Source organism: Streptomyces sp. CBMA29 (assembly GCF_014596445.1).
Taxonomy (GTDB): domain Bacteria; phylum Actinomycetota; class Actinomycetes; order Streptomycetales; family Streptomycetaceae; genus Actinacidiphila.
This window is the reverse complement of sequence record NZ_MECL01000145.1, coordinates 1-23,894: the sequence shown is the minus strand read 5'-3', so window position 1 is coordinate 23,894 and position 23,894 is coordinate 1. Positions and strand designations below refer to the sequence as shown.

At 70.3% G+C, this 23,894-nt stretch carries 18 protein-coding genes and 1 tRNA gene; 14 read left to right on the top strand and 5 right to left on the bottom strand.

What is annotated here, in order from left to right; all coding sequences use genetic code 11:
* A partial coding sequence (locus tag BGM09_RS19645) for a pyridoxal phosphate-dependent decarboxylase family protein (RefSeq protein ID WP_188282950.1) occupies positions 1-1,205 on the top strand: 1,205 nt, incomplete at its 5' end.
* A complete protein-coding gene (locus tag BGM09_RS19640) occupies positions 1,202-2,746 on the top strand; it encodes a lysine N(6)-hydroxylase/L-ornithine N(5)-oxygenase family protein (protein WP_188282949.1) in 1,545 nt (514 codons plus the stop codon). The genes BGM09_RS19645 and BGM09_RS19640, both read left to right, overlap by 4 nt.
* Here the strand turns inward: BGM09_RS19640 and BGM09_RS19635 are convergent.
* Positions 2,715-4,544, bottom strand: coding sequence for a bifunctional metallophosphatase/5'-nucleotidase (locus tag BGM09_RS19635; protein ID WP_188282948.1), 1,830 nt, complete (start codon positions 4,542-4,544; stop codon positions 2,715-2,717). The two genes, BGM09_RS19640 and BGM09_RS19635, sit on opposite strands and share 32 nt — an antisense overlap.
* Positions 4,545-4,851: 307 nt before the next feature.
* On the opposite strand from BGM09_RS19635, the gene pyk reads away from it, so the two are divergent.
* The 6 genes from pyk (at position 4,852) to BGM09_RS19605 (ending at position 12,611) form a co-directional block, all read left to right on the top strand.
* Positions 4,852-6,288 (top strand): pyruvate kinase, encoded by a 1,437-nt coding sequence (gene pyk / locus BGM09_RS19630; protein ID WP_188282947.1) that lies wholly within the window; start codon positions 4,852-4,854, stop codon positions 6,286-6,288.
* Positions 6,289-6,810: 522 nt separating this feature from the next.
* Positions 6,811-8,058 carry a branched-chain amino acid ABC transporter substrate-binding protein gene (locus BGM09_RS19625; RefSeq protein WP_317452787.1) on the top strand — a complete coding sequence of 416 codons (1,248 nt, stop codon included), beginning with the start codon at positions 6,811-6,813 and terminating at the stop codon, positions 8,056-8,058.
* Between the two features lie 114 nt (positions 8,059-8,172).
* The gene (locus tag BGM09_RS19620; RefSeq protein ID WP_188282946.1) at positions 8,173-9,102 is read left to right on the top strand and encodes a branched-chain amino acid ABC transporter permease; all 930 of its coding nucleotides are present in this window, start codon (positions 8,173-8,175) and stop codon (positions 9,100-9,102) included.
* Positions 9,103-9,107: 5 nt separating this feature from the next.
* Complete coding sequence (locus tag BGM09_RS19615) at positions 9,108-10,997, top strand: branched-chain amino acid ABC transporter permease (protein ID WP_188282945.1); 1,890 nt, start codon at positions 9,108-9,110, stop codon at positions 10,995-10,997.
* A 7-nt stretch (positions 10,998-11,004) separates the two neighbouring features.
* Positions 11,005-11,898, top strand: coding sequence for an ABC transporter ATP-binding protein (locus BGM09_RS19610; protein ID WP_188282944.1), 894 nt, complete (start codon positions 11,005-11,007; stop codon positions 11,896-11,898).
* Positions 11,895-12,611 (top strand): ABC transporter ATP-binding protein, encoded by a 717-nt coding sequence (locus tag BGM09_RS19605; RefSeq protein WP_188282943.1) that lies wholly within the window; start codon positions 11,895-11,897, stop codon positions 12,609-12,611. Before BGM09_RS19610 ends, BGM09_RS19605 begins: the two co-directional genes overlap by 4 nt.
* Positions 12,612-12,674: 63 nt before the next feature.
* On the opposite strand, the gene BGM09_RS19600 is transcribed toward BGM09_RS19605, so the two are convergent.
* Positions 12,675-13,316, bottom strand: coding sequence for an ANTAR domain-containing response regulator (locus BGM09_RS19600; protein WP_188282942.1), 642 nt, complete (start codon positions 13,314-13,316; stop codon positions 12,675-12,677).
* Positions 13,317-13,407: 91 nt separating this feature from the next.
* On the opposite strand from BGM09_RS19600, the gene BGM09_RS19595 reads away from it, so the two are divergent.
* Positions 13,408-13,490, top strand: a tRNA-Leu gene (locus tag BGM09_RS19595).
* An 89-nt stretch (positions 13,491-13,579) separates the two neighbouring features.
* Positions 13,580-14,362 carry a helix-turn-helix domain-containing protein gene (locus tag BGM09_RS19590; RefSeq protein WP_188282941.1) on the top strand — a complete coding sequence of 261 codons (783 nt, stop codon included), beginning with the start codon at positions 13,580-13,582 and terminating at the stop codon, positions 14,360-14,362.
* Between the two features lie 3 nt (positions 14,363-14,365).
* Here BGM09_RS19590 and BGM09_RS19585 read toward each other — a convergent pair whose 3' ends face one another.
* Both BGM09_RS19585 and BGM09_RS19580 read right to left on the bottom strand, forming a co-directional pair.
* A complete protein-coding gene (locus BGM09_RS19585; RefSeq protein WP_188282940.1) occupies positions 14,366-14,851 on the bottom strand; it encodes a PaaI family thioesterase in 486 nt (161 codons plus the stop codon).
* A gap of 68 nt (positions 14,852-14,919) precedes the next feature.
* A complete protein-coding gene (locus tag BGM09_RS19580) occupies positions 14,920-17,241 on the bottom strand; it encodes an FdhF/YdeP family oxidoreductase (protein WP_188282939.1) in 2,322 nt (773 codons plus the stop codon).
* 324 nt (positions 17,242-17,565) lie between these two features.
* Here BGM09_RS19580 and polA point away from each other — a divergent pair, with 324 nt between their 5' ends.
* The 4 genes from polA (at position 17,566) to BGM09_RS19560 (ending at position 23,228) form a co-directional block, all read left to right on the top strand.
* Positions 17,566-20,286 (top strand): DNA polymerase I, encoded by a 2,721-nt coding sequence (gene polA, locus BGM09_RS19575; protein ID WP_188282938.1) that lies wholly within the window; start codon positions 17,566-17,568, stop codon positions 20,284-20,286.
* A gap of 241 nt (positions 20,287-20,527) precedes the next feature.
* The gene (locus tag BGM09_RS19570) at positions 20,528-21,817 is read left to right on the top strand and encodes a lytic transglycosylase domain-containing protein (RefSeq protein ID WP_188282937.1); all 1,290 of its coding nucleotides are present in this window, start codon (positions 20,528-20,530) and stop codon (positions 21,815-21,817) included.
* Between the two features lie 234 nt (positions 21,818-22,051).
* A complete protein-coding gene (locus BGM09_RS19565; RefSeq protein WP_188282936.1) occupies positions 22,052-22,186 on the top strand; it encodes an SPW_0924 family protein in 135 nt (44 codons plus the stop codon).
* A gap of 16 nt (positions 22,187-22,202) precedes the next feature.
* The gene (locus BGM09_RS19560) at positions 22,203-23,228 is read left to right on the top strand and encodes a DUF3068 domain-containing protein (protein ID WP_188282935.1); all 1,026 of its coding nucleotides are present in this window, start codon (positions 22,203-22,205) and stop codon (positions 23,226-23,228) included.
* A 9-nt stretch (positions 23,229-23,237) separates the two neighbouring features.
* Here BGM09_RS19560 and BGM09_RS19555 read toward each other — a convergent pair.
* The coding region (locus BGM09_RS19555) for an ATP-dependent helicase C-terminal domain-containing protein (protein ID WP_317452786.1) at positions 23,238-23,894 on the bottom strand (657 nt) is incomplete at its 5' end.

The window sequence follows — 23,894 nt, the reverse complement described above, 5'->3', positions numbered from 1 at the left end:
CCGACCCGGCGGAACCCGGCTGCGCCGCGCATCTGCACTGCCCGCCCCTGGCCGTGGCCGCGGCGGCGGACCTCGCCGCGTCCGTACTGAACCCGTCCATGGACTCCTGGGACCAGGCCCCCGCCGCCACGGCGTTGGAGGCGAGCGTCACGGCGGCACTCGCGGCCGTGGTGTACCCGGAGCACGACGCGCCCGACGCGCTGGTCACGACCGGCGGCACGGAGTCGAACCAGCTCGCGCTGCTGCTGGCCAGGGAGCGGGCGGCGCGTGCGGGCCGCCGCCCGGTGCAGGTGGTGTGCGGGTCGAACGCGCACCACAGCGTGGCCCGCGCGACCTGGCTGCTCGGCCTGCCGCGCCCGGTGGTGCTCGCCACACCCGGCGGCGTACTGGACCCGGCGGCCGTGGAGTCCGTACTGCGCGGACTGTCGCCGCACGCGCTGCTGGTCGCGACCGCGGGCACCACGGACACCGGTGCGATCGACGCGCTGCCCGCCCTGGCCGCGGCCGCCGCCCGGCACGACGCCGAGGTGCACGTGGACGCCGCGTACGGCGGCCCGCTGCTGTTCAGCGACCGCGAAGCGGCCAAGCTCGCGGGCCTGGACCGGGCCGTCTCGGTCACCGTCGACCTGCACAAGCTCGGCTGGCAGCCGGTCGCCGCGGGCCTGCTGGTCGTACCCGACGCCGCCGCGCTGCGCCCGCTCGACCACCGCGCCGACTATCTGAACGCGGCCGACGACACCGAGGCCGGGCTGCCCGACCTGCTGGGCCGTTCGCTGCGCACCAGCCGCCGCCCCGACGTCCTGAAGATCGCCGTCACCCTGCGGGCGCTCGGCCGCGAGGGGATGGGGCGCCTGGTCGACGCCGTCTGCGCGTCGGCCCGTGAGCTGGCGGAGCGGATCGAACGCCACCCGGACCTGACGCTGTACGCGCACCCCGCCATCAGCACCGTGCTGTTCCGGCCGCGCGGTGCCACCGACGAGGCGATCGCCGCGCTGCGCCGCCGCCTGCTGTACGACGGCCGGGCCGTGCTGGGCCGCGCCCACGTCGGCGGGCGGCTGTGGCTCAAGGCGACGCTGCTCAACCCCTACCTCACCGCGGCCGACCTCGACGCGCTCGTCACCCTGGCCGCCGAGCCCGCCGAGCCCGCGGCCCGCTTGCCGCACCCGACTCCTCCCCTGACCACGGAAGGCACCACCCCCCGATGACGCCCTCGCACGACGACGCCTCGCACGAGGCCCGGGGAACGGCGCGACCAGCCGACGCCCCGGCCCCCGCGCCGGACCACAACCCGACGACGGTTCCCGCACAGGCGCAAGGACCCGACCGCGCCCCGGCCCCCGCCGCGCCCCCCGCCGAATCGCCGCCGCCCCCCTTCGACCTGCTCGGCATCGGCATCGGCCCGTTCAACCTCTCGCTCGCCGCCCTCGCCGACGGCGTGCCCGACCTCACCGCCGCCTTCTACGACCAGCGGTCCTCCTTCCAGTGGCACCCCGGTCTGCTGATCGACGGCGCCACCCTCCAAGTCCCCTTCCTGGCCGACCTGGTGACCATCGCGGACCCCGCGAGCCGCTGGTCCTTCCTGAGCTGGCTCAAGACCCGCGAGCGGCTGTTCCCCTTCTACTTCGCCGAGCGCTTCCATGTGCACCGCGCCGAATACGACGCCTACTGCCGGTGGGCCGCCGAGGGGCTGCCCAGTACGCACTTCGGGCAGCAGGTCGACGCCGTGCGCTGGAACGCGGAACGCGGCCACTTCGAGGTCGACCACACGCACCTGGACGAGCACGGCGAGGCCGAGGCACTGGGTCGCACCTACGCCCGGCACCTGGTGGTGGGGATCGGCACGGCTCCCTACGTACCGGAGCCGCTGCGCCCGCTCGCGCAGGCGCCGACCGTACCCGTCGTGCACTCCGCCGACTACGTCAGGCAGCGCGAACGGCTGCTGGGCGCCGAGCACATCACCGTCGTCGGCTCCGGGCAGTCCGGCGCCGAGATCTTCCTCGACCTGCTGCGGGCGCGTCCCGCGGGCCGGGAGCGGCTGACGTGGCTGGCGCGTACGCCCGCCTTCGCGCCGATGGAGTACAGCAGGCTGGGGCTCGAACACTTCACCCCGGACTACACGCGGTACTTCCACGGTCTGCCGGAGCCGGTGCGCGACCGGCTGGTGCCGCGGCAGTGGCAGTTGCACAAGGGCATCGACGACGCCACGATCACCGCGATCCACGACGAGCTGTACCGCCGTACGCTCGACGGCGGCTGGCCGGACGCGGTGCTGACGCCCGGCGTCACCGTGCGGACCGCGGGCCGGATCGGCACCCAGAGCATCGAACTGCACCTGGAACACGCCGACCAGGGCACCCGTACCCGGCTGATGACCGACGCGGTGGTGCTGGCGACCGGCTACCGGGAGCGCCCGCTCGACCAGTTGCTCGCGCCGCTCGACCCGTATCTGAAGCGGGACTCCGCCAACCGGCCGCGGATCGACGCGCGGCACCGGCTGGAACTGGACCGGGCGGTCACCGGCCGGATCTACGTGCAGAACGCGGAGCGGCACAGCCACGGGATCGGCGCGCCCGACCTGGGCCTGGCGGCCTGGCGCTCCGCGGTCATCCTCAACGACCTGACCGGCCTCCTGACCGGCGCGGAGCACTACCCGCTGCCGGCCAGGACGGCCTTCACCACCTTCGGTCTCGACGGCGCCGCCGCCAGTGACGTCCCTACGCGAACAGCGGCACTCCGGCGCGGGTGAGGCGCCACTCGTCGCCGCCGAACGTCGTCGGGTCGATCGTGCCGTGCGCCTGCACCCAGGCGATGATCGTGTTGCGGATCTCGTCCGAGTTGGACCACACCGACTGGGCGGTGGCCACGTGCGGGTAGTTGCTGCCGCCGCCGGAGCGGTAGTTGTTGACCGCGAGCACGAACCGCGCGGCCGGGTCGATCGGCGCGCCGCCGTGCGTGAGGTTGACGATCCGCGAGCCGGCCGGCTGCGCGATGTCGATGTCGTACGACACGCCGCTGAGGATGTCGTAGCTGTAGTCGGGGGTGTTGTTGGCGTTGGTGATCTTGGTGACGTCGACCGGGGCGTCCGGCGCGGTCTGCACGTAGTAGCCCGCCGACCACTCCAGGTAGTCCTTGACCTGGGCGCCGGTGAGCAGCTTGGCGTCCAGGGTGTTCTCGTAGACGTACAGGCCCGCCACGTCGCGCAGCGAGACCTGGCCCGCCGGGATCGCCGCGGTGCGGGAGAACGGCGACGCCTCGGAGAGCACCGGCAGGTCGGCGTACGCGGTACCGGCGAGCGCCGCCTTCACCGTGTCGGCCTGCACCAGGTTGAGGAAGTCGATGATCGGCGTGTCCTTGTACGTGGACTCGGCCGCGGACATCGTCGCGGTGCAGGTGCCGATGATCTGGTTGACGTACGCGACGACCTTGTTGTGCTCGTCGCGCACCAGCTTGGCGACGACCGGGTCCTCGGCGACGGTGTTGGCGTTGCGCACCTCGGCCTTGACGGAGGTGACCTCCCACCGGCCGCGGCAGAACTCCAGGTCGATGTCGAAGACGCTCAGCCGCATGCCCCACATCAGGGGCTCGGACAGCACGACGGTCTTACCGGTCTTCTCGTTGACGACCAGTGTCTGCGGGCGCTCGACGTGCGTGTGGCCGACCAGGATCGCGTCGATGCCGGGCACCTGCTGGGCCACCAGCGAGGAGGCGTTCTCCGGGTACGGGATCGCGTCGCCGTACGAGGTGCTGCCGTCCAGACCGGAGTGGTCGGTGCAGATCACCACGTCACAGCCGAGGGCGCGGAGCCTGGGCACGTAGATCTTCGCCTGCTCGACCAGGCCGGGGAAGGCCATCTTGCCCTGCACGTTGGCCTTGTCCCAGATGGCGATACCGGGGTTGGTCAGGCCGAGGATGCCGACCTTGACCGGCCGGCCGCCCGGGACGCGGATCTCCTTGACCAGGTAGGGCGGGAAGGCGGGCTTGAGGGTCTTGGCGTCCACCGCGTTGGCGGCGAGCAGCGGGAAGTCGCACTGGTCCTGGAAGGCGCGCAGCAGCGGGATGCCGTAGTTGAACTCGTGGTTGCCGAGCGCCGCCGCGTCGTACTTCATGTGGTTCATGGCCAGCGCCATCGGGTGCTTGGGGCCGCGCCGCGCGCCGGTGATCGGCTCGACCCGCGCGTAGTAGTACGAGAGCTGCGTGCCCTGGATGATGTCGCCCGCGTCGATCAGCAGCGTACGGTCGTGGCCCTTCTCGGCGCGGGCGTGCGCGACGAGGGTGGAGACCTTGGCGAGGCCGATGTCGTTGTGGGTCGCGTCGTCGTACTCGGCGTTCGTGAAGTAGTCCCAGTTCAGGGCGTGTCCGTGCAGGTCGGTGGTGCCCAGCACCCGCAGGCTGAACGTCTTGGGCTTCCCGTGGCCGTGCCCGTGGTGCCGGTCGGCGGCCTCCGCGGGGCTCGCCCCCACGACCGCCCCGGCGGTGCCCGCGAGCGCCACGCCCGCACCCGTGGCGGCCGAGCGGTTGATGAAGTCCCTGCGGTTGAGCGCCATCTGTCGTCTCCTCGTTGCCGTCTGCTCCCGGTGCGGGAACAACGCGCGTAGATTCTGCACCGCCCGCCCCGCCCGGCGACACCCCCCACACGTAACCGGAAGATGTCCCGCGGGTGACACGTACGGTGTGCCCGACGCGCGATCGAGGGCACGTAAGACGTGCTCAGCGGGTGCGGGGGTGACAGGAGTGCTCATCGGAGCGGGCGGCTGCACACTTCGACACTTGTCAACAAGCGTTAATCCAGACGTCGTTGGGCAGTTGCCGTGAGCGTGTTCCCTACCAACGAGTAGGTCATACTCTCGACACATGCGCCGAGCCAAAATTGTCTGCACACTGGGCCCCGCCACCGACTCCTACGACCAGATCAAAGCACTGGTCGAGGCCGGAATGGACGTGGCACGACTGAATCTGAGCCATGGAGCGTACGCGGAGCACGAGGACCGCTACCGACGAGTCCGCAAAGCCGCGGACGAGACCGGTCGCAGCGTGGGCATCATGGTTGACCTTCAGGGCCCGAAGATCAGGCTCGGACGTTTCGCCGAAGGACCTGTACTACTCGAACGCGGCGACGAGTTCACGATCACCGTGGACGACATCGAGGGCGACCAGCAGATCTGCGGGACGACGTACAAGGGACTGTCCGCGGACGTCGCCCGCGGCGAGCGCATCCTGGTGGACGACGGGCGCGTCACCCTGGAGGTCACCGACGTCGAGGGACCGCGGGTGCACACCATGGTCATCGAGGGCGGGATGGTCTCCGACAACAAGGGGCTGAATCTCCCCGGTGTCGCCGTGTCGGTGCCCGCGCTGTCCGACAAGGACATCAGGGACCTGCGCTGGGGCCTGCGGATCGGCGCGGACGTCATCGCGCTGTCCTTCGTCCGCAGCGGCCGGGACGTCGAGGACGTGCTGCGGATCATGGCCGAGGAGGGCCGCCGGGTCCCGGTGATCGCCAAGGTCGAGAAGCCGCAGGCGGTCGACGCCCTCGAAGGGATCGTCGACGCGTTCGACGGGATCATGGTCGCGCGCGGCGACCTCGGCGTCGAGATGCCGCTGGAAGCCGTCCCGATGGTGCAGAAGCGCGCGATCAAGCTCGCCAAGCGCAACGCGAAGCCGGTCATCGTCGCCACCCAGATGCTCGACTCGATGATCGACAACTCCCGCCCCACCCGCGCCGAGGCCAGCGACGTCGCCAACGCCGTGATGGACGGCACCGACGCGGTGATGCTCTCCGGCGAGACCAGCGTCGGCAAGTATCCGATCGAGACCGTCAAGACGATGTCGCGGATCGTGTCCGCGGCCGAGGACGCGGTGCTCGCCACCGGCCTGCCGCCGCTCACCGACCGGAACAAGCCCCGTACCCAGGGCGGGGCCGTGGCCCGCGCCGCCGCCGAGATGGGCGACTTCCTCGGCGCCCGCTTCCTGGTCGCCTTCACCCAGTCCGGCGACACCGTCCGCCGGCTGTCCCGCTACCGCTCGCCGATCCCCCTGCTCGCCTTCACCCCGGAGCCCGCGACCCGCTCGCAGCTCAATCTGACCTGGGGAGTGGAGACCTTCCTCGGCCCGATGGTGCAGACCACCGACGAGATGGTCCAACAGGTGGACGAGCAACTGCTGCGGATCGGCCGCTGCAAGAAGGGCGACATCGTGGTGATCACGGCCGGTTCGCCCCCCGGCATGCCGGGCACCACCAACATGGTCCGGGTCCACCGCATCGGCGAGGACGATTCGCCGAAATCCTGACCCGTACGGCGCGGATTCACCCGCCGCGCACATCACGCCCCGTTCGGCATTCGCCGGGCGGGGCGTCCTCGTCGGCCGTCTTCGCCGCCGATTTCGGCAGCGGCAATCGCGGAGCCTTTGGCCGGCGAATCGAAAAACTTAACGCTATGTAACGCGAACGCAATACGGAATCAGGGCAGCGCTCCGACAGGTGTCTACCCCCTGAATCTCCTGACATTCCCGCCGCGACCGCATCGCCTTCCGGCCGTCCCCAAGTCCCCTACCCTTGGGCGGAAGTGCGCGTTCTCATCATGCGGACGCCGGAGCAAAGCACCCAAATCCCTCCGCCAACCTCAGCAGAACCTCAAGAGTTTCCTTCCGGCATAACAAGACAGTCACACTCTTCCCTTCACCTCTGCCTGACTCAGCTCCACGCGCCTAGAGTCACGGCCAGTCACCGCGCCTCCGGATTTGTCAGTTCGGGTTCCAGCGCGCGACTCGGCGTCTCATCAGAGACGGCCGCGCCAGGGGAAAGGACTGATCGTGCGACACCGTTCCTTGCTTGTACTGACCGCCGTACTCACCACTGGAGCCCTCACTCTCACCGCCTGCGGATCGCGGAGCGACGACAAGAAGGGCAGCGGGGACAGCAGCGGCGCCGCCAAGACGACCGTCGTCATCGGTGTCGACGCTCCGCTTACCGGGCAGAACTCGGCCACCGGCCTCGGCATCCAGTACGGCGTGCAGATCGCTGTCGACGACGCCAACAAGAACAACCTCGTCCCCGGGGTGACCTTCAAGATCAAGGCCCTGGACGACAAGGCGCTGCCCGCCACCGGCCAGCAGAACGCCACGGCCCTGGTCGCGGACAACAGCGTGATCGCCGCCGTCGGCCCGCTGAACTCCGGCGTCGCCCAGTCCATGCAGCAGGTGTTCACCACCGCGAACATGGTCGAGATCTCGCCGTCCAACACCAACCCCACCCTGACCCAGGGCAAGGACTGGAACACCGGCACCAAGGTCCGGCCGTTCAAGACCTACTTCCGTACCGCCACCACCGACGCCCTCCAGGGCGGCTTCGCGGCGGACTACGCCTACAACACCCTGAAGAAGACCAACGCCTTCGTGGTGGACGACAAGCAGACCTACGGCGCGGGTCTCGCGGGCATCTTCAAGGACAAGTTCGGGTCCCTCGGCGGCAAGATCGCCGGCACCGACCACGTCAACACCGGTGACAACGACTTCTCCACCCTCGTCACCAAGATCAAGAACGCCCATGCCGACATGGTCTACTACGGCGGCCAGTACGACGAGTCGGAGCAGCTCACCAAGCAGCTCAAGGCAGCCGGCGTGAAGATCCCGCTCATGGGCGGCGACGGCATGTTCTCCGACACCTACATCAAGACCGCGGGCCCGGCCTCGGAAGGCGACCTCGCCACCTCCGTCGGCGTCCCGGTCACCACGCTCCCGGCGGCCAAGGACTTCATCGCCACGTACAAGGCGAAGAACTACCCCGGTGACTACGGCACCTACGGCGGCTACTCCTACGACGCCGCCACCGCGATCATCAAGGGCGTCAAGGCCGTCATGGACGCCAACGGCGGCAAGCTCCCCGCCATGTCCGACGCCCGCTCCAAGCTCGTCGACGCCGTCCAGAAGAGCGACTTCGACGGCATCGCCGGTCACGTCTCCTTCGACCAGTACGGCGACACCACCAACAAGCAGCTCACCGTCTACCAGGTCAAGGGTGCCAAGTGGGAGGCCGTGAAGAGCGGCACCTACTCCGGCTGACCGACTCCGAAGCACCCAGGGCCGCGCGGCTGGTCACCACCGACCGCGCGGCCCCCCGCTTACCCCCCGGCGTACCCACCCCCCCTGCTCCCTCAGTGACATGGAGGCCATGCGGTGCACACCCTGCCGCAACAGCTGGCCAACGGGCTGTTCATCGGCTCGATGTACGGGCTCATCGCCATCGGCTACACGATGGTGTACGGCATCGTCCAGCTCATCAACTTCGCCCACGGCGAGATCTACATGACCGGCGCCTTCGGCGCGCTCGCGGTCTGGACGAATCTCCCCGACAGCACGTCCATCTGGCTCGCACTGCCCCTGATGCTGCTCGGCGGCGCCATCGTGTCCGTGCTCATCGCCGTGGCCGCGGAGAGATTCGCGTACCGGCCACTGCGCGGCGCACCACGGCTGGCACCACTGATCACCGCCATCGGCCTCTCCCTCGCACTACAGCAGGCGATCTTCCTCTGGTACCCGGGCGCCGACAACGCCAAGAGCTTCCCGCAACTGCCCGGCGGCCCCTTCCACGTGGGATCGATCAACATCCAGAGCGGTGACATCTTCCTGGTCTCCGCCGCTGTGATCTGCATGATCGGCCTCGCCGCCTTCGTCCGCACCAGCCGCACCGGCCGCGCCATGCAGGCCACCGCGCAGGACTCGGACACCGCCCAGCTCATGGGCATCGACACCAACCGCATCATCGTCATCGCCTTCGCCATCGGCGGCTTCTTCGCCGCCGTCGCCGGACTCGCCTCCGGCCTCAAGTACGGCCAGGTCAAGTACGACATCGGCTTCCAGGCCGGACTCAAGGCGTTCACCGCGGCCGTCCTCGGCGGCATCGGCAACATCTACGGCGCCATGCTCGGCGGCCTCGTCCTCGGCATCGCCGAGTCCTGCGCCTCCGCCTACATCTCCAACATCCCCGGCATGCAGCAGCTCGGCGGCGGAAGCTGGGCGAACGTCTGGGCCTTCGTGCTCCTCATCGTCGTCCTCCTCGTCCGGCCGCAAGGTCTGCTCGGCGAGCGCGTCGCGGACAGGGCGTGACACCGATGACCGACATCCCCGTAACCGCCGCGGAGTCCCTCGCCGCCGACACCGCGAAACCGGCCGGACGCAGGGTCGCCCCCTTCGTACCGCTGCCCCGGACCGCCGCCCAGGCGGTCACCCTCGTCGGCGCCGTGGCGACCATCGCCTCCACCTTCATGTCCTGGACGTACACCACCGAGTTCCCCGGCGACCTCACCGTCTCCGGCTACCCCGGCGGCCTCCAGGTCCTCACCCTGGTCGGCGCCATCGTCACCGGCCTGTTCGCGCTCGGCGCCTTCGGCCTCAAGGGCCTGCGCTGGCTCACCCCCAACCGCTCCAACAACCCGGTGCTGCTGCTCGCCCTCGGCACCCTGGGCACCACCTGGTACACGGTGATCGCCATCGCCGAGAAGCTCGGCGGCCTGGCCAACCTCGACCCCGGCGGCTTCGTCGCCGCGATCGGCAGCCTGGTCCTGGTGATCGGCGCCCTCGCACTGCCGATCCACCGGCACCCGCGGGAGACCCACGACACCGAGTACTTCGAACTCGGCCGCCTCTCCACCGTCGGCCCCGCCGTCGGCACGTACAGGTGGCTGCGCGAACTGCGCCCCAACCACACCGATCTCCCGGTCGCCGACCCCACGAAACTGCCCGGCTGGGTCCAGCGGCTGATCATCACCGTGGCCGCCGCGATCGGCCTCGAGGTCTTCACCTACGGCCTCGCCACCGGCTACACCGAGATCTTCCTCGGCTTCCTGATCGTCGTGGTCTTCACCATCTGGGCGCTGAGCGCGGCCGGTCTGCTCCGGCAGTTCTCCGGACTCACCGCCGCCCACCGCTCGTTCGCCAACACGATGGGCTTCCTGGCCGCACTGGCCTACCCCTTCGCACAGAACGACGAGCACTACGCCAACCTCGGTGTCAACATCCTGATCTTCGGCACCGTCGCCCTCGGCCTCAACATCGTCGTCGGCCTCACCGGCCTGCTCGACCTCGGATACGTCGCCTTCCTCGGCGTCGGCGCCTACGCCGCCGCCCTGGTCTCCGGCTCGCCGTTCTCGATCTGGTCCGGCGTCCAGTTCCCGTTCTGGGCCGCCGCCCTCACCGGCATGGCCGCCTCACTCGTCTTCGGCGTCCTCATCGGCGCCCCCACCCTGCGGCTGCGCGGCGACTACCTGGCCATCGTCACGCTCGGCTTCGGTGAGATCTTCCGCATCGTCGTCAACAGCCTCGACGGCGTATCGGGCCCGAAGGTCACCAACGGCCCCAACGGCATCTCGCAGATCCCCGACCTGTCGATCTTCGGGTACAACCTCGGCGCCTCGCACGACATCGGCTCCGTCACCCTCGGCCGGTTCGCCAACTACTACCTGCTGATGCTGCTGATCACGGTCATCGTCGTGCTCATCTTCACCCGCGCCGCCGACTCCCGGATCGGCCGCGCCTGGGTCGCCATCCGCGAGGACGAGACCGCCGCCACCGCCATGGGCATCAACGGCTTCCGGGTCAAGCTGATCGCCTTCGCCCTCGGCGCCTCGCTCGCCGGACTCGCCGGCACCGTCAGCGCCCACGTCACGTACAACGTGGTACCCAACCCGTACCAGTTCGCGGGCGCCGCCCCGCCCAACTCGGCCTTCCTGCTCGCCGCCGTCGTCCTCGGCGGCATGGGCACGGTCAGCGGCCCGATCCTCGGCGCGGCACTGCTCTACCTGCTCCCCGAGAAGCTCGGCTTCCTGGAGCGGTACGAACTCTTCGCGTTCGGCCTCGCCCTGATCCTGATCATGCGCTTCCGGCCCGAGGGCATCATCCCCAACCGGCGCCGCCAGCTCGAATTCCACCAGGACGAAGTGCTCATCCCCGAGCAACGCCCGCTCGGCGACGACACCGTCCCGGCCAGCCCGGCAGGGGCGTGAGAGACACATGACCATCATCAGCCAAGAGCAGCCGACCCCGGCAGCGGCCCCCGACGGCGGCCCGCTGCTCCAGGCCAGCGGCGTCGTCATGCGGTTCGGCGGCCTCACCGCCGTCCGCGAGGTCGATCTCACCGTCAACAGCGGTGAGATCGTCGGACTGATCGGCCCCAACGGCGCCGGGAAGACCACCTTCTTCAACTGCCTCACCGGCCTGTACGTCCCCACCGAGGGCAAGGTCACCTACCGCGGCCAGGTGCTGCCGCCCAAACCGCACCTGGTCACCCAGGCCGGACTCGCCCGCACCTTCCAGAACATCCGGCTCTTCTCCAACATGACCGTGCTGGAGAACGTCCTGGTCGGCAGGCACACCAGGACCCGCGAGGGACTGCTGTCCGCCCTCATCCGCGGCCCCGGCTACCACAAGGCCGAAAACCGGTCACGGGCGCGGGCCATGGAGATCCTGGAGTTCATCGGCCTGGCCGACAAGGCCGACCACCTCTCGCGCAACCTCCCCTACGGCGAGCAGCGCAAACTGGAGATCGCCCGCGCCCTGGCCAGCGAACCCGGCCTGCTCCTGCTGGACGAACCCACGGCCGGCATGAACCCGCAGGAGACCAGGGCCACCGAGGAGTTGGTCTTCGCCATCCGCGACCAGGGCATCGCCGTCCTGGTCATCGAGCACGACATGCGGTTCATCTTCAACCTGTGCGACCGCGTCGCCGTCCTCGTCCAGGGCGAGAAACTGGTCGAGGGCACCTCCGACGTGGTCCAGCAGGACGAACGGGTCATCGCGGCCTACCTCGGTGAACCCTTCGAAGGCGCGCCCACCGGTGAGGGCGACGCCGCAGTGGAAGCGGCCGCGGCCGAAGCCGGGGCCGAGGAGCAGGAGAACGACCGATGACCGCACTGCTCGAAGTCGAGGACCTCCGGGTCGCCTACGGCAAGATCGAGGCCGTCAAGGGCATCTCGTTCACCGTCGAAGCGGGCCAGATCGTCACCCTGATCGGCACCAACGGCGCGGGCAAGACCACCACGCTGCGCACCCTCAGCGGTCTGCTCAAGCCGATTGGCGGCCGGGTCAGCTTCGACGGCAAGGTGCTCACCCGCGTCCCGGCGCACCGGATCGTCGCCCTGGGCCTCGCGCACTCCCCGGAAGGCCGGCACATCTTCCCCCGGCTCACCATCGAGCAGAATCTCCAGCTCGGCGCCTTCCTCCGCAAGGACACGGCGGCCATCGCCAAGGACATCCAGCGCGCCTACGACCTCTTCCCGATCCTCGGGGAGCGCCGCAGGCAGGCCGCGGGCACGCTGTCCGGCGGCGAGCAGCAGATGCTCGCCATGGGCCGCGCGCTGATGTCGCAGCCCAAGCTGCTCATGCTCGACGAGCCCTCCATGGGCTTGTCGCCGATCATGATGCAGAAGATCATGACGACCATCGTGGAGCTGAAGGCCCAGGGCACCACGATCCTGCTGGTCGAGCAGAACGCGCAGGCCGCGCTCTCGCTCGCCGACCAGGCCCATGTGATGGAGATCGGCACGATCAAGCTCTCCGGCACCGGCCAGGACCTGCTGCACGACGACGGCGTCCGCAAGACGTACCTCGGCGAGGACTGAGTCCATACACGTCGGAGGGCCCGCACCCCACTGGGGTGCGGGCCCTCCGACGTGTCCGCGTGGCTACTTCTCGGAGACCTCTTCGATCACGGCCTGCGCCACCGCCTGCATCGACATCCGGCGGTCCATCGAGGTCTTCTGGATCCAGCGGAAGGCGGCGGGCTCGGTCAGCCCGTACTTGGTCTGGAGGACGCTCTTGGCCCGGTCGACCAGCTTGCGGGTCTCCAGCCGCAGCGACAGGTCGGCGATCTCCGCCTCCAGCGCCTTCAGCTCCTGGAACCGGCTCACCGCCATCTCGATCGCGGGCACCAGATCGCTCTTGCTGAACGGCTTCACCAGATACGCCATCGCGCCCGCGTCCCTGGCCCGCTCCACCAGCTCGCGCTGCGAGAACGCGGTCAGCATCAGCACCGGCGCGATCTTCTCCGCGGCGATCCGCTCGGCCGCCGAGATCCCGTCGAGCACCGGCATCTTCACGTCCAGGATCACCAGATCGGGACGCTGCTCCTCGGCGAGCTTCACCGCGGTCTCGCCGTCCCCGGCCTCCCCGACGACGGAGTAGCCCTCCTCCTCCAGCATCTCCTTGAGGTCGAGGCGGATCAGCGCCTCGTCCTCGGCGATGACGACCCGGGTCGTCAGGGGAGGGACGTGGGACTTCGACTGCTCGTCGTCGAGCGGGGCGGCGGACTCGTCGGGCGCGCTCACGGTGCTCCTCGTATCAGGCGGGGTACTGCACACCTGAGCCTACCTAGCTGCGACGGCGCGCACCTACACGGTACGCTGTGCACGCGACCTGGCCGGGTTGGCGGAATGGCATACGCGGATGTCTCAAACACATCTGTCCGAAAGGGCATGCGGGTTCGAATCCCGCACCCGGCACCTGTAGATCTGTTTAGCGAGATCACTGATCATGGTGAACATCCGGCCGAATCGGTCATTTGTTCCTGTTGCGGCGCGAAGCTTGCGGCATGCACGACATCGAGATCCGCCTGAAGGCCGTGACCCTCGTCCGCTCAGGAGTTTCCAACGCCGAGGTGGGACGGCGCCTCAGAGTTCCGGTCGGCACGATCGGCTACTGGGTCCACCGGGACCGGGCGCGGCGCGGTGAGTGTCCGGGACGCCCTGAGCGGCCGTGCCCACGCTGCGACGGACGCCCGCTCGACGAGGCCGCGTACAGCTACCTCCTCGGCCTCTACCTCGGCGACGGCCACATCATCCGCTACTCCGCTCACCGTTCGCCGAGTCTGATGATCACCTGCGACGACCACTGGCCCGGAATCATGGACATGGCCGAGGCCGCGATGAATGCCGTGTTCCCGGACAACAAGACCTGCCGCGTGCGCAAGAAGGGATCTCACAACGTCAAGGTCTACTCGAACCACCTCTGGTGCATGTTCCCGCAGCACGGCGCCGGCAAGAAGCACGAGCGGAAGATCGCCCTGGCCACCTGGCAGCAGGAGATCGTGGACGCGCACCCGTGGGAGTTCATCCGAGGGCTGGTGCACTCCGACGGTTGCCGGATCACCAACTGGACGACACGTGCCGTGGCGGGGGAGCGCAAACGGTACGAGTATCCCCGGTACTTCTTCGCGAACATGTCGGACGACATCCGGGGGTTGTACTGCGCCGCTCTCGACGCGGTCGGCGTCGAGTGGCGGGTGACCCGGCGCGGCGACGTGCCGTTCAACATATCCGTCGCCCGCCGGGCGGCGGTCGCGTTGATGGACCTGCACGTCGGCGCGAAATTCTGAGGGTCAGTTCGCCGGGGGAGCGGTCGTGCCCGTCGGGGTGGCCGGGCGCAGCATGCAGGTGAGGCGGGCGGTGCAGACGCGCTTGTCGGCCTCGTCGGTGATGACGATCTCGTACGTCGCCGAGGAGCGGCCCCGGTGGACGGGGGTCGCGGTGCCGGTGACGAGGCCGGAGCGCAGGCCGCGGTGGTGGGTGGCGTTGAGGTCCACGCCGACGGCCATCTTGCTGGGGCCGCCGTGCAGCATCGCGCCGACCGAGCCGAGGGTCTCGGCGAGCACGGCGGACGCGCCGCCGTGCAGCAGCCCCATCGGCTGGGTGTTGCCCTCGACGGGCATCGTGCCGACCACCTTCTCCGGCGCCGCCTCCAGGATCCGGATGCCCATCCGCTCACCCAGGTGACCGCCGGAGAACAGACCCCTCAGATCGACGCCGAGCCCGGCGTACTGCTCCAGGATCTCCGGCGGGAAGTAGGTGGTGGTCCGCTCGCCCATGGGGTGGTGCTCCGATCGTCCTCGTCCGGCCTGATCCGGTGTGCCCGTACGCGTTTTCCGTGTACTGATCAGTTTTCTACCGGACGGCTCGCGTCGGCCGTACGTCGGGGGGCGTCCGCCGCGGTCCGCTCCAGCCGGATGACCACCGACTTCGAGGCGGGGGTGTTGCTGGTGTCCGCGGTGTGGTCGAGGGGGACGAGCACATTGGTCTCCGGGTAGTACGCCGCCGCGCACCCGCGCGGGGTCGGGTAGTGCACAACCCGGAAGCCCGCCGCGCGCCGCTCCGTGCCGTCCGTCCACTCGCCGACCAGGTCGGCATAGTCGCCGTCGGCCAGACCGTTGGCCGCGGCGTCCTCGGGGTGCAGCAGGACGACGCGGCGGCCGTTCTTGATGCCGCGGTAGCGGTCGTCCAGACCGTAGATGGTGGTGTTGTACTGGTCGTGCGAGCGCAGCGTCTGGAGCAGCAGCCGCCCCTCGGGCACCGCCGGGTACTCGACCGCCGCCGCGGTGAAGTTGGCCTTGCCCGTCGCGGTGGGGAAGGTGCGGCTGTCGCGCGGGGCGTGAGGCAGTGTGAAGCCGCCCGGGTGCCGCACCTTGGCGTTGAAGTCGGCGAAGCCGGGGACGACCCGCGAGATGCGGTCGCGGATCGCGTCGTAGTCCCGCTCGAAGTCCGCCCACGGCACCACGCTGCGGTCGCCGAAGACGGCGCGGGCCAGCCGGGTCACGATCGCGGGTTCCGACAGCAGGTGCGGCGAGGCCGGGTCCAGGCCGCCGCGCGAGGCGTGCACCATGCCCATCGAGTCCTCGACGGTGACGAATTGCGGGCCGCCCGCCTGCCGGTCCTTCTCGGTACGGCCCAGTGTCGGCAGGATCAGCGCGCGGGCGCCGGTGACGGCGTGCGAACGGTTCAGCTTGGTCGACACGTGGACGGTCAGCCGCGCTTTGCGCATCGCGGCCTCGGTGACGTCGGTGTCGGGGGACGCGGCGACGAAGTTGCCGCCCATCGCGAAGAACACCTTCGCCGTGCCGTCGCGCAGCGCCCGGATCGCACGGACGACGTCGTAGCCGTGCTCGCGCGGCGGCGCGAAGCCGAACTCCTTCTCCAGCGCGTCCAGGAACGCCGCCGGGGGCCGCTCGAAGATGCCCATCGTCCGGTCGCCCTGCACATTGCTGTGCCCGCGCACCGGGCAGACGCCGGCGCCGGGGCGGCCGATGTTGCCGCCCAGCAGCAGGAAGTTGACCACCTCGCGGATGGTCGGCACCGCGTGCTTGTGCTGGGTCAGGCCCATCGCCCAGCACACCACGACGCTCTCGGCGTCCAGCACCAGGGCGAGCAGCTTGTCGATCTCGGCCCGTGCCAGACCGGTGGCGCGCTCCACCTCGTCCCAGTCGGTGGCGAGGGCCGCGGCCTCGTACTCCGCGAAGCCGTGGGTGTGCTCCGCGATGAAGTCGCGGTCCAGCGCGCCGGCCTCGATCAGCAGCCGGCCCAGCGCGCGGAACAGCGCCTGGTCGCCGCCGAGCCTGATCTGGAGGAACAGATCGGTCAGTACGGTGCCGGAACCGGCGAGACCCGAGGCGTTCTGCGGATTCCTGAACCGCTCAAGGCCCGCCTCCGGCAGCGGGTTGACCGACACGATCGTCGCCCCGCCCTGCTTGGCCTTCTCCAGCGCGGACAGCATCCGCGGGTGGTTGGTGCCCGGATTCTGTCCGGCGACGATGATCAGGTCCGAGCGGTACAGGTCCTCCAGCAGCACACTGCCCTTGCCGACGCCCAGCGTCTCGGTCAGCGCGGAACCCGACGACTCGTGGCACATGTTGGAGCAGTCCGGCAGATTGTTGGTGCCCAGTTCGCGGGCGAAGAGCTGGAAGAGGAACGCCGCCTCGTTGCTGGTGCGGCCCGAGGTGTAGAAGACGGCCTCGTCCGGGGTGTCCAGGGCGGTCAGTTCGTCCGCGACGATCGAGAAGGCCCGTTCCCACGGCACCGCCTCGTAGTGGTCGGCGCCCTCCGCCAGATACATCGGCTGGGTGATCCGGCCCTGCTGGCCGAGCCAGTAGCCGCTGCGCCGCGCGAGGTCGGAGACCGGGTGCGCGGCGAAGAAGTCCGGGGTCACCCGGCGCAGTGTCGCCTCCTCGGCGACCGCCTTCGCGCCGTTCTCGCAGAATTCGGCGACATGCCGGTGGTCCGGCTCGGGCCAGGCGCAGCCGGGACAGTCGAAGCCGTCCTTCTGGTTGACCTTCAGCAGCGTCAACGTGGCCCGCCGGACCCCCATCTGCTGTCCGGCCATCTTGACCGTGTGCCCGATGGCGGGCAGCCCCGCCGCGCTGTGCTTGGGCGCGGAGACCTGCGGAGCGTCCTGGACGGGGTCACCTGAAGGGGGCTTCTTTGCCATGTCACCTTTGTACGCCAAGTGGGGGTGGGGGGCGAGGTCGGCGCCTTGCGTGAGCGGGCCGTGGGGTGGGAGCCGTCTCGCGCAGCGGTGCCGTTCCCTTCCTTCTTATTTTGCCGCCGTTCCGCCTCCGGGCGCTTAGACCCGGTGCGCGCCCTTCGGCTCCACGGCTACCGGCGAACCCCACGGCGCAGCCGTACCCAAGGGGCGCAGCCCCGCGCGCAAGGGCACCCACGCGGCAAACCCCATCGCGCAGCGGTGGTCCGGCGGCGTGCCCTCAGCGGGAGGCGTCCTTCGTTGTCGTACCCGCGTGGGAGGATCGCAGACGTGGCAGACAACGCATCCGCATCGAAGACGACGACCGACCGCCCCCGCCTGCTGCTGCTGGACGGGCACTCGCTGGCGTACCGGGCGTTCTACGCGCTGCCCGTGGAGAATTTCAACACCGCCACGGGCCAGCCGACGAACGCGATCTACGGCTTCACGTCCATGCTGGCCAACACGCTGCGTGACGAGCGGCCGACGCACCTCGCCGTCGCCTTCGACGTCTCCCGCAAGACCTGGCGGTTCGACGAGTTCCCCGAGTACAAGGCGAACCGCTCGAAGACGCCGGACGAGTTCCGCAGCCAGGTCGAGCTGATCGGCGAGCTGCTGGACGCGATGGGTGTCAGCCGCTTCGCGGTCGAGGGCTTCGAGGCGGACGACGTGATCGCCACGCTCGCCACCCAGGCGGAGGCGCTCGGTTACGAGGTGCTGATCGTCACGGGCGACCGGGACTCGTTCCAGTTGGTCACGGAGAACGTGACGGTGCTCTACCCCACCAAGGGCGTTTCCGAGCTGACCCGCTACACCCCGGAGAAGGTCGAGGAGAAGTACGGTCTGACGCCCCGGCAGTATCCGGACTTCGCGGCGCTGCGCGGCGACCCGTCGGACAATCTGCCCGGTATCCCCGGCGTCGGCGAGAAGACGGCGGCCAAGTGGATCACGCAGTTCGGGTCCTTCGCCGACCTGGTCGAGCGGGCCGACGAGGTCAAGGGCAAGGCCGGTGAGAATCTGCGGGCGCATCTGGACGCGGTGAAGCTCAACCGGCGGCTGACCGAGATGGTGCGCGACGTGAGTCTGCCGTCGGGCCCCGAGGGCCTGGCCAGGGAGCCGTACGACAGGACGGCCCTGGTCGGCGTGCTGGACGTGCTGGAGTTCCGCAACTCCAACTTCCGGGAGCGGCTGTTCGCCGTCGATCCCGGCGCCGAGCAGGAAGAGGCGGAGATCGCCGAGGGCGTCGCAGTGGAGGGCACCGTGCTCGCCGCGGGCGACCTGCCCGGCTGGCTCGACGAGCACGGCGGCGCGCCGCTCGGCCTGGCCAGTGTCGACACCTGGGCGCTGGGCAGCGGCAGCGTCACCCAGATCGCGCTCGCCTCACCGGAGGTGGCCGCCTGGTTCGACCCCGCGGAGCTGGACGAGGGGGACGAGGGGGCCTTCGCCGCCTGGATCGCCGACCCCGCACGTCCCAAGGTGCTGCACAACGCGAAGAACGTCGAGCGGGTCTTCGCCGAGCACGGCTGGAGTGTCGCCGGGGTGACGATGTGCACGGCCCTGGCCGCGTATCTCATCAAGCCCGGCCGCCGGTCCTTCGCGCTCGACGTGCTGTCGGTGGAGTACCTGGGCCGCGAGCTGGCCCCGGCCGACGCCGCGGGCGGACAGCTCGCCTTCGGTGAGGAGGGCGAGGACGAGGGCGCCGCCGCGGCCGACGCGCTGATGGTGCAGGCCCGTACGGTCCTCGACCTCGCCGAGGTCTTCGGTGAGCGGCTGCCCGAGGTCGGCGCCACCGAGCTGCTGCACGAGGTCGAACTGCCCACCTCGGCACTGCTGGCCCGCATGGAGCGCTCCGGGATCGCCGCCGACCGGGCCCATCTCGAAGGTCTGGAACAGCAGTTCGCGGCGGCCGTGCAGCACGCGGTCGGCGAGGCGCACGCCTCGGTCGGCCACGAGTTCAACCTCGGCTCGCCCAAGCAGCTCCAGGAAGTCCTCTTCGGCGAGCTGGGGCTGCCCAAGACGAAGAAGACCAAGACCGGTTACACCACGGACGCCGACGCGCTGGCGTGGCTGGCGGGGCAGACCGAGCACGAACTGCCGGTCATCATGCTGCGCCACCGCGAGCAGGCCAAGCTCCGGGTCACCGTCGAGGGCCTGGTCAAGACGATCGCTCCGGACGGACGTATCCACACCACCTTCAGCCAGACCGTCGCGGCCACCGGACGCCTGTCGTCCACCGACCCCAACTTGCAGAATGTGCCGGTCCGTACGGACGAGGGCCGGGCCATCCGCCGCGGATTCGTCGTCGGCGAGGGCTACGAATCCCTGCTGACCGCCGACTACAGCCAGATCGAACTGCGCGTGATGGCCCACTTGTCGCAGGACGAGGGACTGATCGCCGCCTTCGCCTCGGGCGAGGATCTGCACACCACTGTCGGCTCCCAGGTCTTCGGCGTCGCACGGGACGCGGTGGACGCCGAGATGCGCCGCAAGATCAAGGCGATGTCGTACGGGCTGGCGTACGGGCTGTCCGCCTTCGGCCTGTCGCAGCAGCTCAACATCGAGGCCGCGGAGGCGCGCGGGCTGATGGAGACGTACTTCGAGCGGTTCGGCGGCGTGCGGGACTATCTGCACCGCGTGGTCGACGAGGCCAGGAACACCGGCTACACCGAGACGCTGCTCGGCCGCCGCCGCTACCTGCCCGACCTCAACAGCGACAACCGGCAGCGCCGTGAGATGGCCGAGCGGATGGCGCTCAACGCGCCGATCCAGGGCTCGGCCGCCGACATCGTGAAGATCGCGATGCTCAAGGTCGACCAGGCGCTCACCGACGAGAAGCTGGAGTCGCGGATACTGCTCCAGGTGCACGACGAAATCGTGCTGGAGGTCGCGCCCGGCGAGCGGAAGAAGGTCGAGACGCTGGTGCGCCGCGAGATGGCGGGGGCGTATCCGCTGCGCGCCGCGCTGGACGTGTCGGTCGGCGACGGCACCGACTGGGAGTCGGCCGCGCACTGACCCCCCCCGCCTCGCTGCCCGGGTGCCCGGGTGCCCGCGCGAGTCTGTGACCGGGCTGTGTGAACGAGTCGCGACCCCTTGGTGAAGGGTCCGCCGAGGGGCCGGAAACCTCGGCGAATTGCCGGGATTTGCCCCGGATCGCGTTCCCCCTGGCTGTGGTCGGGGGACTGAAGTTGCCGTAGGGTCAATCGAGTTGTGGCGCGGCCACGCGCCCATCTCGCACCTGGGGAGGACCGCGGATATGTCAGCGCGGAGGTACGGCCGGAGGCTACGCAGGGGAGCGGCGAGTACGGCGGTCGCCGCCGCCGCGATGGCGGCGCTGGGCGCCTCGCAGGCGCCGGGACTCATCCCGGTGGCGCATGCCGCCGCCCGGCAGGCGACCACCGTGGCCCCGCCGTCCGGCCCCGCGATCGACGGCGGTTCGCCGTACATCACCGATGTGCCGCCGCTGAACACTCCGGCTGACCTCACGCATCCGACCGCCACGCCCTCCGGCGGCCCGGTCGTCACCCCGCTGCCGACCGGCGGCTCGCTGCCCGCGACCGTCCTGGACGCCTACCGGCGGGCCGAGGCGAGCGTCGCCGCGAGCAACCCCGGCTGCCACCTGCCGTGGCAACTGCTCGCGGCCATCGGCCAGGTGGAGTCCGGCCAGGCCCGCGGCGGCGCCGTGGACGCCAAGGGGACGACGTACACCCCGATCCTCGGCCCGGTGCTCGACGGCAACGGCTTCGCGAACATCAGCGACACCGACGGCGGACGCTACGACGGCGACCCGGTCCACGACCGAGCGGTCGGCCCGATGCAGTTCATCCCCTCGACGTGGGCGAACTGGGGCGCGGACGGCAACGGCGACGGCGTCGCCGACCCCAACAACGTGTACGACGCCGCGCTGGCCGCCGCCCACTACCTGTGCGCGGACGGCCGCGACCTGGCCGTGCCGCGGGACATGGACCGCGCGATCCTCGGCTACAACCATTCGCAGGCTTACCTCGACCTGGTGAAGTCCTGGTACGAGCACTTCCGGCAGGGCGACGCGGTCTCCGTGCCCGACCGCCCGCGCACACCGGGCGCGGGCGCGCCGCCGTTCGCCAACACCCCGCAGCCGTCGACCAGTCCGTCCGCGCCGGCCCCCGGTGGCACGCCGTCGCCCTCGCCGTCCGGTACCCACCCGACCGGCGGAATCGTCCCGCCGACCGCGGGCACCCCGTCGACCGGCCCCAGCAAGAACCCGCCGTCGTCGTCGCCGTCCGGCACCCCCACGGGAACACCGACCGGCACGCCGACGGACACCCCGACGACGCCCGGCTGCCCGACGCAGTCCCCGTCGCCCTCGCCGACCGACAGCGCGAGCCCCAGCCCGACCGCGACGCCGACTCCCACGGGCACCCCTCCGCCTGCCTCCGGCGGGGGGACCCCCGGCACGCCCGACCCCTGCGCCACCGACACCCCGACGCCGACGGACACCCCCACCCCCAGCGGTGAGGCGACCGCCAGCGCGGCCACCGGCGCCGCCGTCACCGCGAAGCCGTAACCCGCGGCGCGGTCATCCCCGACGCGGTACCCCTGACGCGGTACCCCCAGCGCCGCGCGCGTCGGCAACACCTCCACGCACCGAAGACGTTCAGGCGAAAGCCTCACGAACGTCCCCGGTGAAACGTGTTCTCATCTCACCTCCCGGTTGCTACGGTGCCCCGGCCCCGCCGACATCCGCGTCGGTCGGGGGTCCCCCCGCCGGAGGCAGGGGGCACCCGAGGGAGGTCCGGCCATGCGCGCACTCGCCGCGGCGGCGATCGGACTCGCCGCCGCCCTCGCCCTGGTCTTCACCGTCACCGCGATCGGCGCGCCCGCGGGTCACACCTCGCCGAAACCCCTGCTGACCACGGTCCCCAGCCACCCCTGAGCCGTCTGGAGCCGCGATGCGCCGCAAGTCCAGCCTGGTGCTGCTCGCCCTCGCCGTCTTCTTCGCGACCCTGGCGCCCATGCTGCGCTGGTACGCCTACCCGCGGCTGGCCAAAGTGCCGCCGAGCGAGTACCAGGTCGCCGTCCTGGAGGCGAAGAACGCCACCCTCGTCGACTACTCCAGCCTCACCGCCAAGAAGGTCTCCAAGGTCAGCATCGTGCAGACCCTCAAGGGCAATGTGACGGCGGCCCGGCAGGTCAAGGCCGAGACCGGCAAGGACGTCGTGGTCTGGGACGCGCTCTCCTACGTCGCCGGCCCCGACGGCAAGATGGTCTCGGAGATCCCCGAGCGGTACGTCTTCGACGCGCACACCCAGGAACCGGTGCACACCGCGAGCGAGTCGGTCGACGGAGACCCGGTCACCCGGCAGGGCATCGAGTTCAAGTTCCCCTTCCTGACCCAGAAGCGCGACTACTACTACTTCGACGCGCAGAGCCGCACCTCCGCGCCGATCCACTACGCGGGCACCCAGCGCTTCCACGGCCTGAAGGTCTACTACTTCGAGCAGACCGTGCCCTGGCAGCGGGTCCCGCTGCCCAAGAAACTGCCCGAGATCGCACCCGGCGCTCCCGCGCTCACCCCCGAGACGGTCAAGGCCACCGGCATCCAGCGCTGGTACACCACCAAGCGGATGTTCTGGGTCGACCCGACGACCGGCGCGCCCGTCAACGGCGAGGAGATCCACACTGAGGAACTGCGCTTCCCCGCCTCGACCGGCAAAGCACCGGTCACCGCCTTCGCGGGCGACGTGAAGATGCGGCCCGACTACATCGACTCCATCGTCCATCTGGTCAAGACGCAAAGGCAGTTGGTGCTGCTCCTCACCAGCTACCTGCCGTGGGGCTTCGGCGCTCTCGCCGCCGCCCTGCTGGCGCTGTCCCTGCTGCTCGAAGCACGCGGACGGCGGCCCGCCGACCCGGTCGGCGACCGGGAGGCCGACCCGGACCGCGAGCCCGACCACCCGGACCCCGTACCGGTCTGAGCCCTCGGCCTACTTCCGGCGGCTGTTGTTCGTCCGCTTGGTCGGCTCGGCCGTCGCCGGGTCCTCGGGCCACGGGTGGCGCGGATAGCGGCCCCGCAGCTCGGCGCGCACCGCGCGGTAGCCGTCACGCCAGAACGAGGCCAGGTCCGCGGTCACCGCCGCGGGCCGCCCGGCGGGCGAGAGCAGATGCACCAGCAGCGGCACCCCGGCGATCTCGGGCGTCGCCCGCAGCCCGAACAACTCCTGGAGCTTCACGGCCAGTACGGGCTGGTCGCCGCCGTAGTCGATCCGGATGCGCGAACCGCTCGGCACCGCGAACCGCTCCGGGGCCAGCTCACCGAACCGGGCCGCCTCGCCCGTGGCCCACGGCAGCAGCCGGGGCAGCGCGCCGCCCGCCGAGATCCGCTCCAGATCCGCCCGCCGCCCGGCCCGCGCCAGCTCGGGCCCCAGCCACTCCTCGGCCCGCTCCACCAGCGCCCGCTCCGAGACGTCCGGCCAGTTCCCGCCCAACTCCCGGTGCAGGAAGGCCAACTGCTGCCGTACCTCACGGGCCTCCCGCGACCAGTGCAGCAGCGCAGTGCCCTCGCGCCGCAGCCCGTCGAGCAGCGCGGCCCGCACCGCGTCCCGGTCCGGCCCGCGCAGCGGCGCCGCCGACAGCTCCAGCGC

What these genes read in the sequence shown, in the direction of transcription:
- BGM09_RS19605 (WP_188282943.1), top strand. Translation starts at nt 11,895, where the DNA reads ATGACCGCACTGCTCGAAGTCGAGGACCTCCGGGTCGCCTACGGCAAG.
- pyk (WP_188282947.1), top strand. Translation starts at nt 4,852, where the DNA reads ATGCGCCGAGCCAAAATTGTCTGCACACTGGGCCCCGCCACCGACTCC.
- BGM09_RS19585 (WP_188282940.1), bottom strand. Translation starts at nt 14,851, where the DNA reads ATGGGCGAGCGGACCACCACCTACTTCCCGCCGGAGATCCTGGAGCAG.
- BGM09_RS19560 (WP_188282935.1), top strand. Translation starts at nt 22,203, where the DNA reads ATGCGCCGCAAGTCCAGCCTGGTGCTGCTCGCCCTCGCCGTCTTCTTC.
- BGM09_RS19590 (WP_188282941.1), top strand. Translation starts at nt 13,580, where the DNA reads ATGCACGACATCGAGATCCGCCTGAAGGCCGTGACCCTCGTCCGCTCA.
- BGM09_RS19615 (WP_188282945.1), top strand. Translation starts at nt 9,108, where the DNA reads ATGACCGACATCCCCGTAACCGCCGCGGAGTCCCTCGCCGCCGACACC.
- BGM09_RS19565 (WP_188282936.1), top strand. Translation starts at nt 22,052, where the DNA reads ATGCGCGCACTCGCCGCGGCGGCGATCGGACTCGCCGCCGCCCTCGCC.
- BGM09_RS19570 (WP_188282937.1), top strand. Translation starts at nt 20,528, where the DNA reads ATGTCAGCGCGGAGGTACGGCCGGAGGCTACGCAGGGGAGCGGCGAGT.
- BGM09_RS19640 (WP_188282949.1), top strand. Translation starts at nt 1,202, where the DNA reads ATGACGCCCTCGCACGACGACGCCTCGCACGAGGCCCGGGGAACGGCG.
- BGM09_RS19610 (WP_188282944.1), top strand. Translation starts at nt 11,005, where the DNA reads ATGACCATCATCAGCCAAGAGCAGCCGACCCCGGCAGCGGCCCCCGAC.
- BGM09_RS19580 (WP_188282939.1), bottom strand. Translation starts at nt 17,241, where the DNA reads ATGGCAAAGAAGCCCCCTTCAGGTGACCCCGTCCAGGACGCTCCGCAG.
- BGM09_RS19635 (WP_188282948.1), bottom strand. Translation starts at nt 4,544, where the DNA reads ATGGCGCTCAACCGCAGGGACTTCATCAACCGCTCGGCCGCCACGGGT.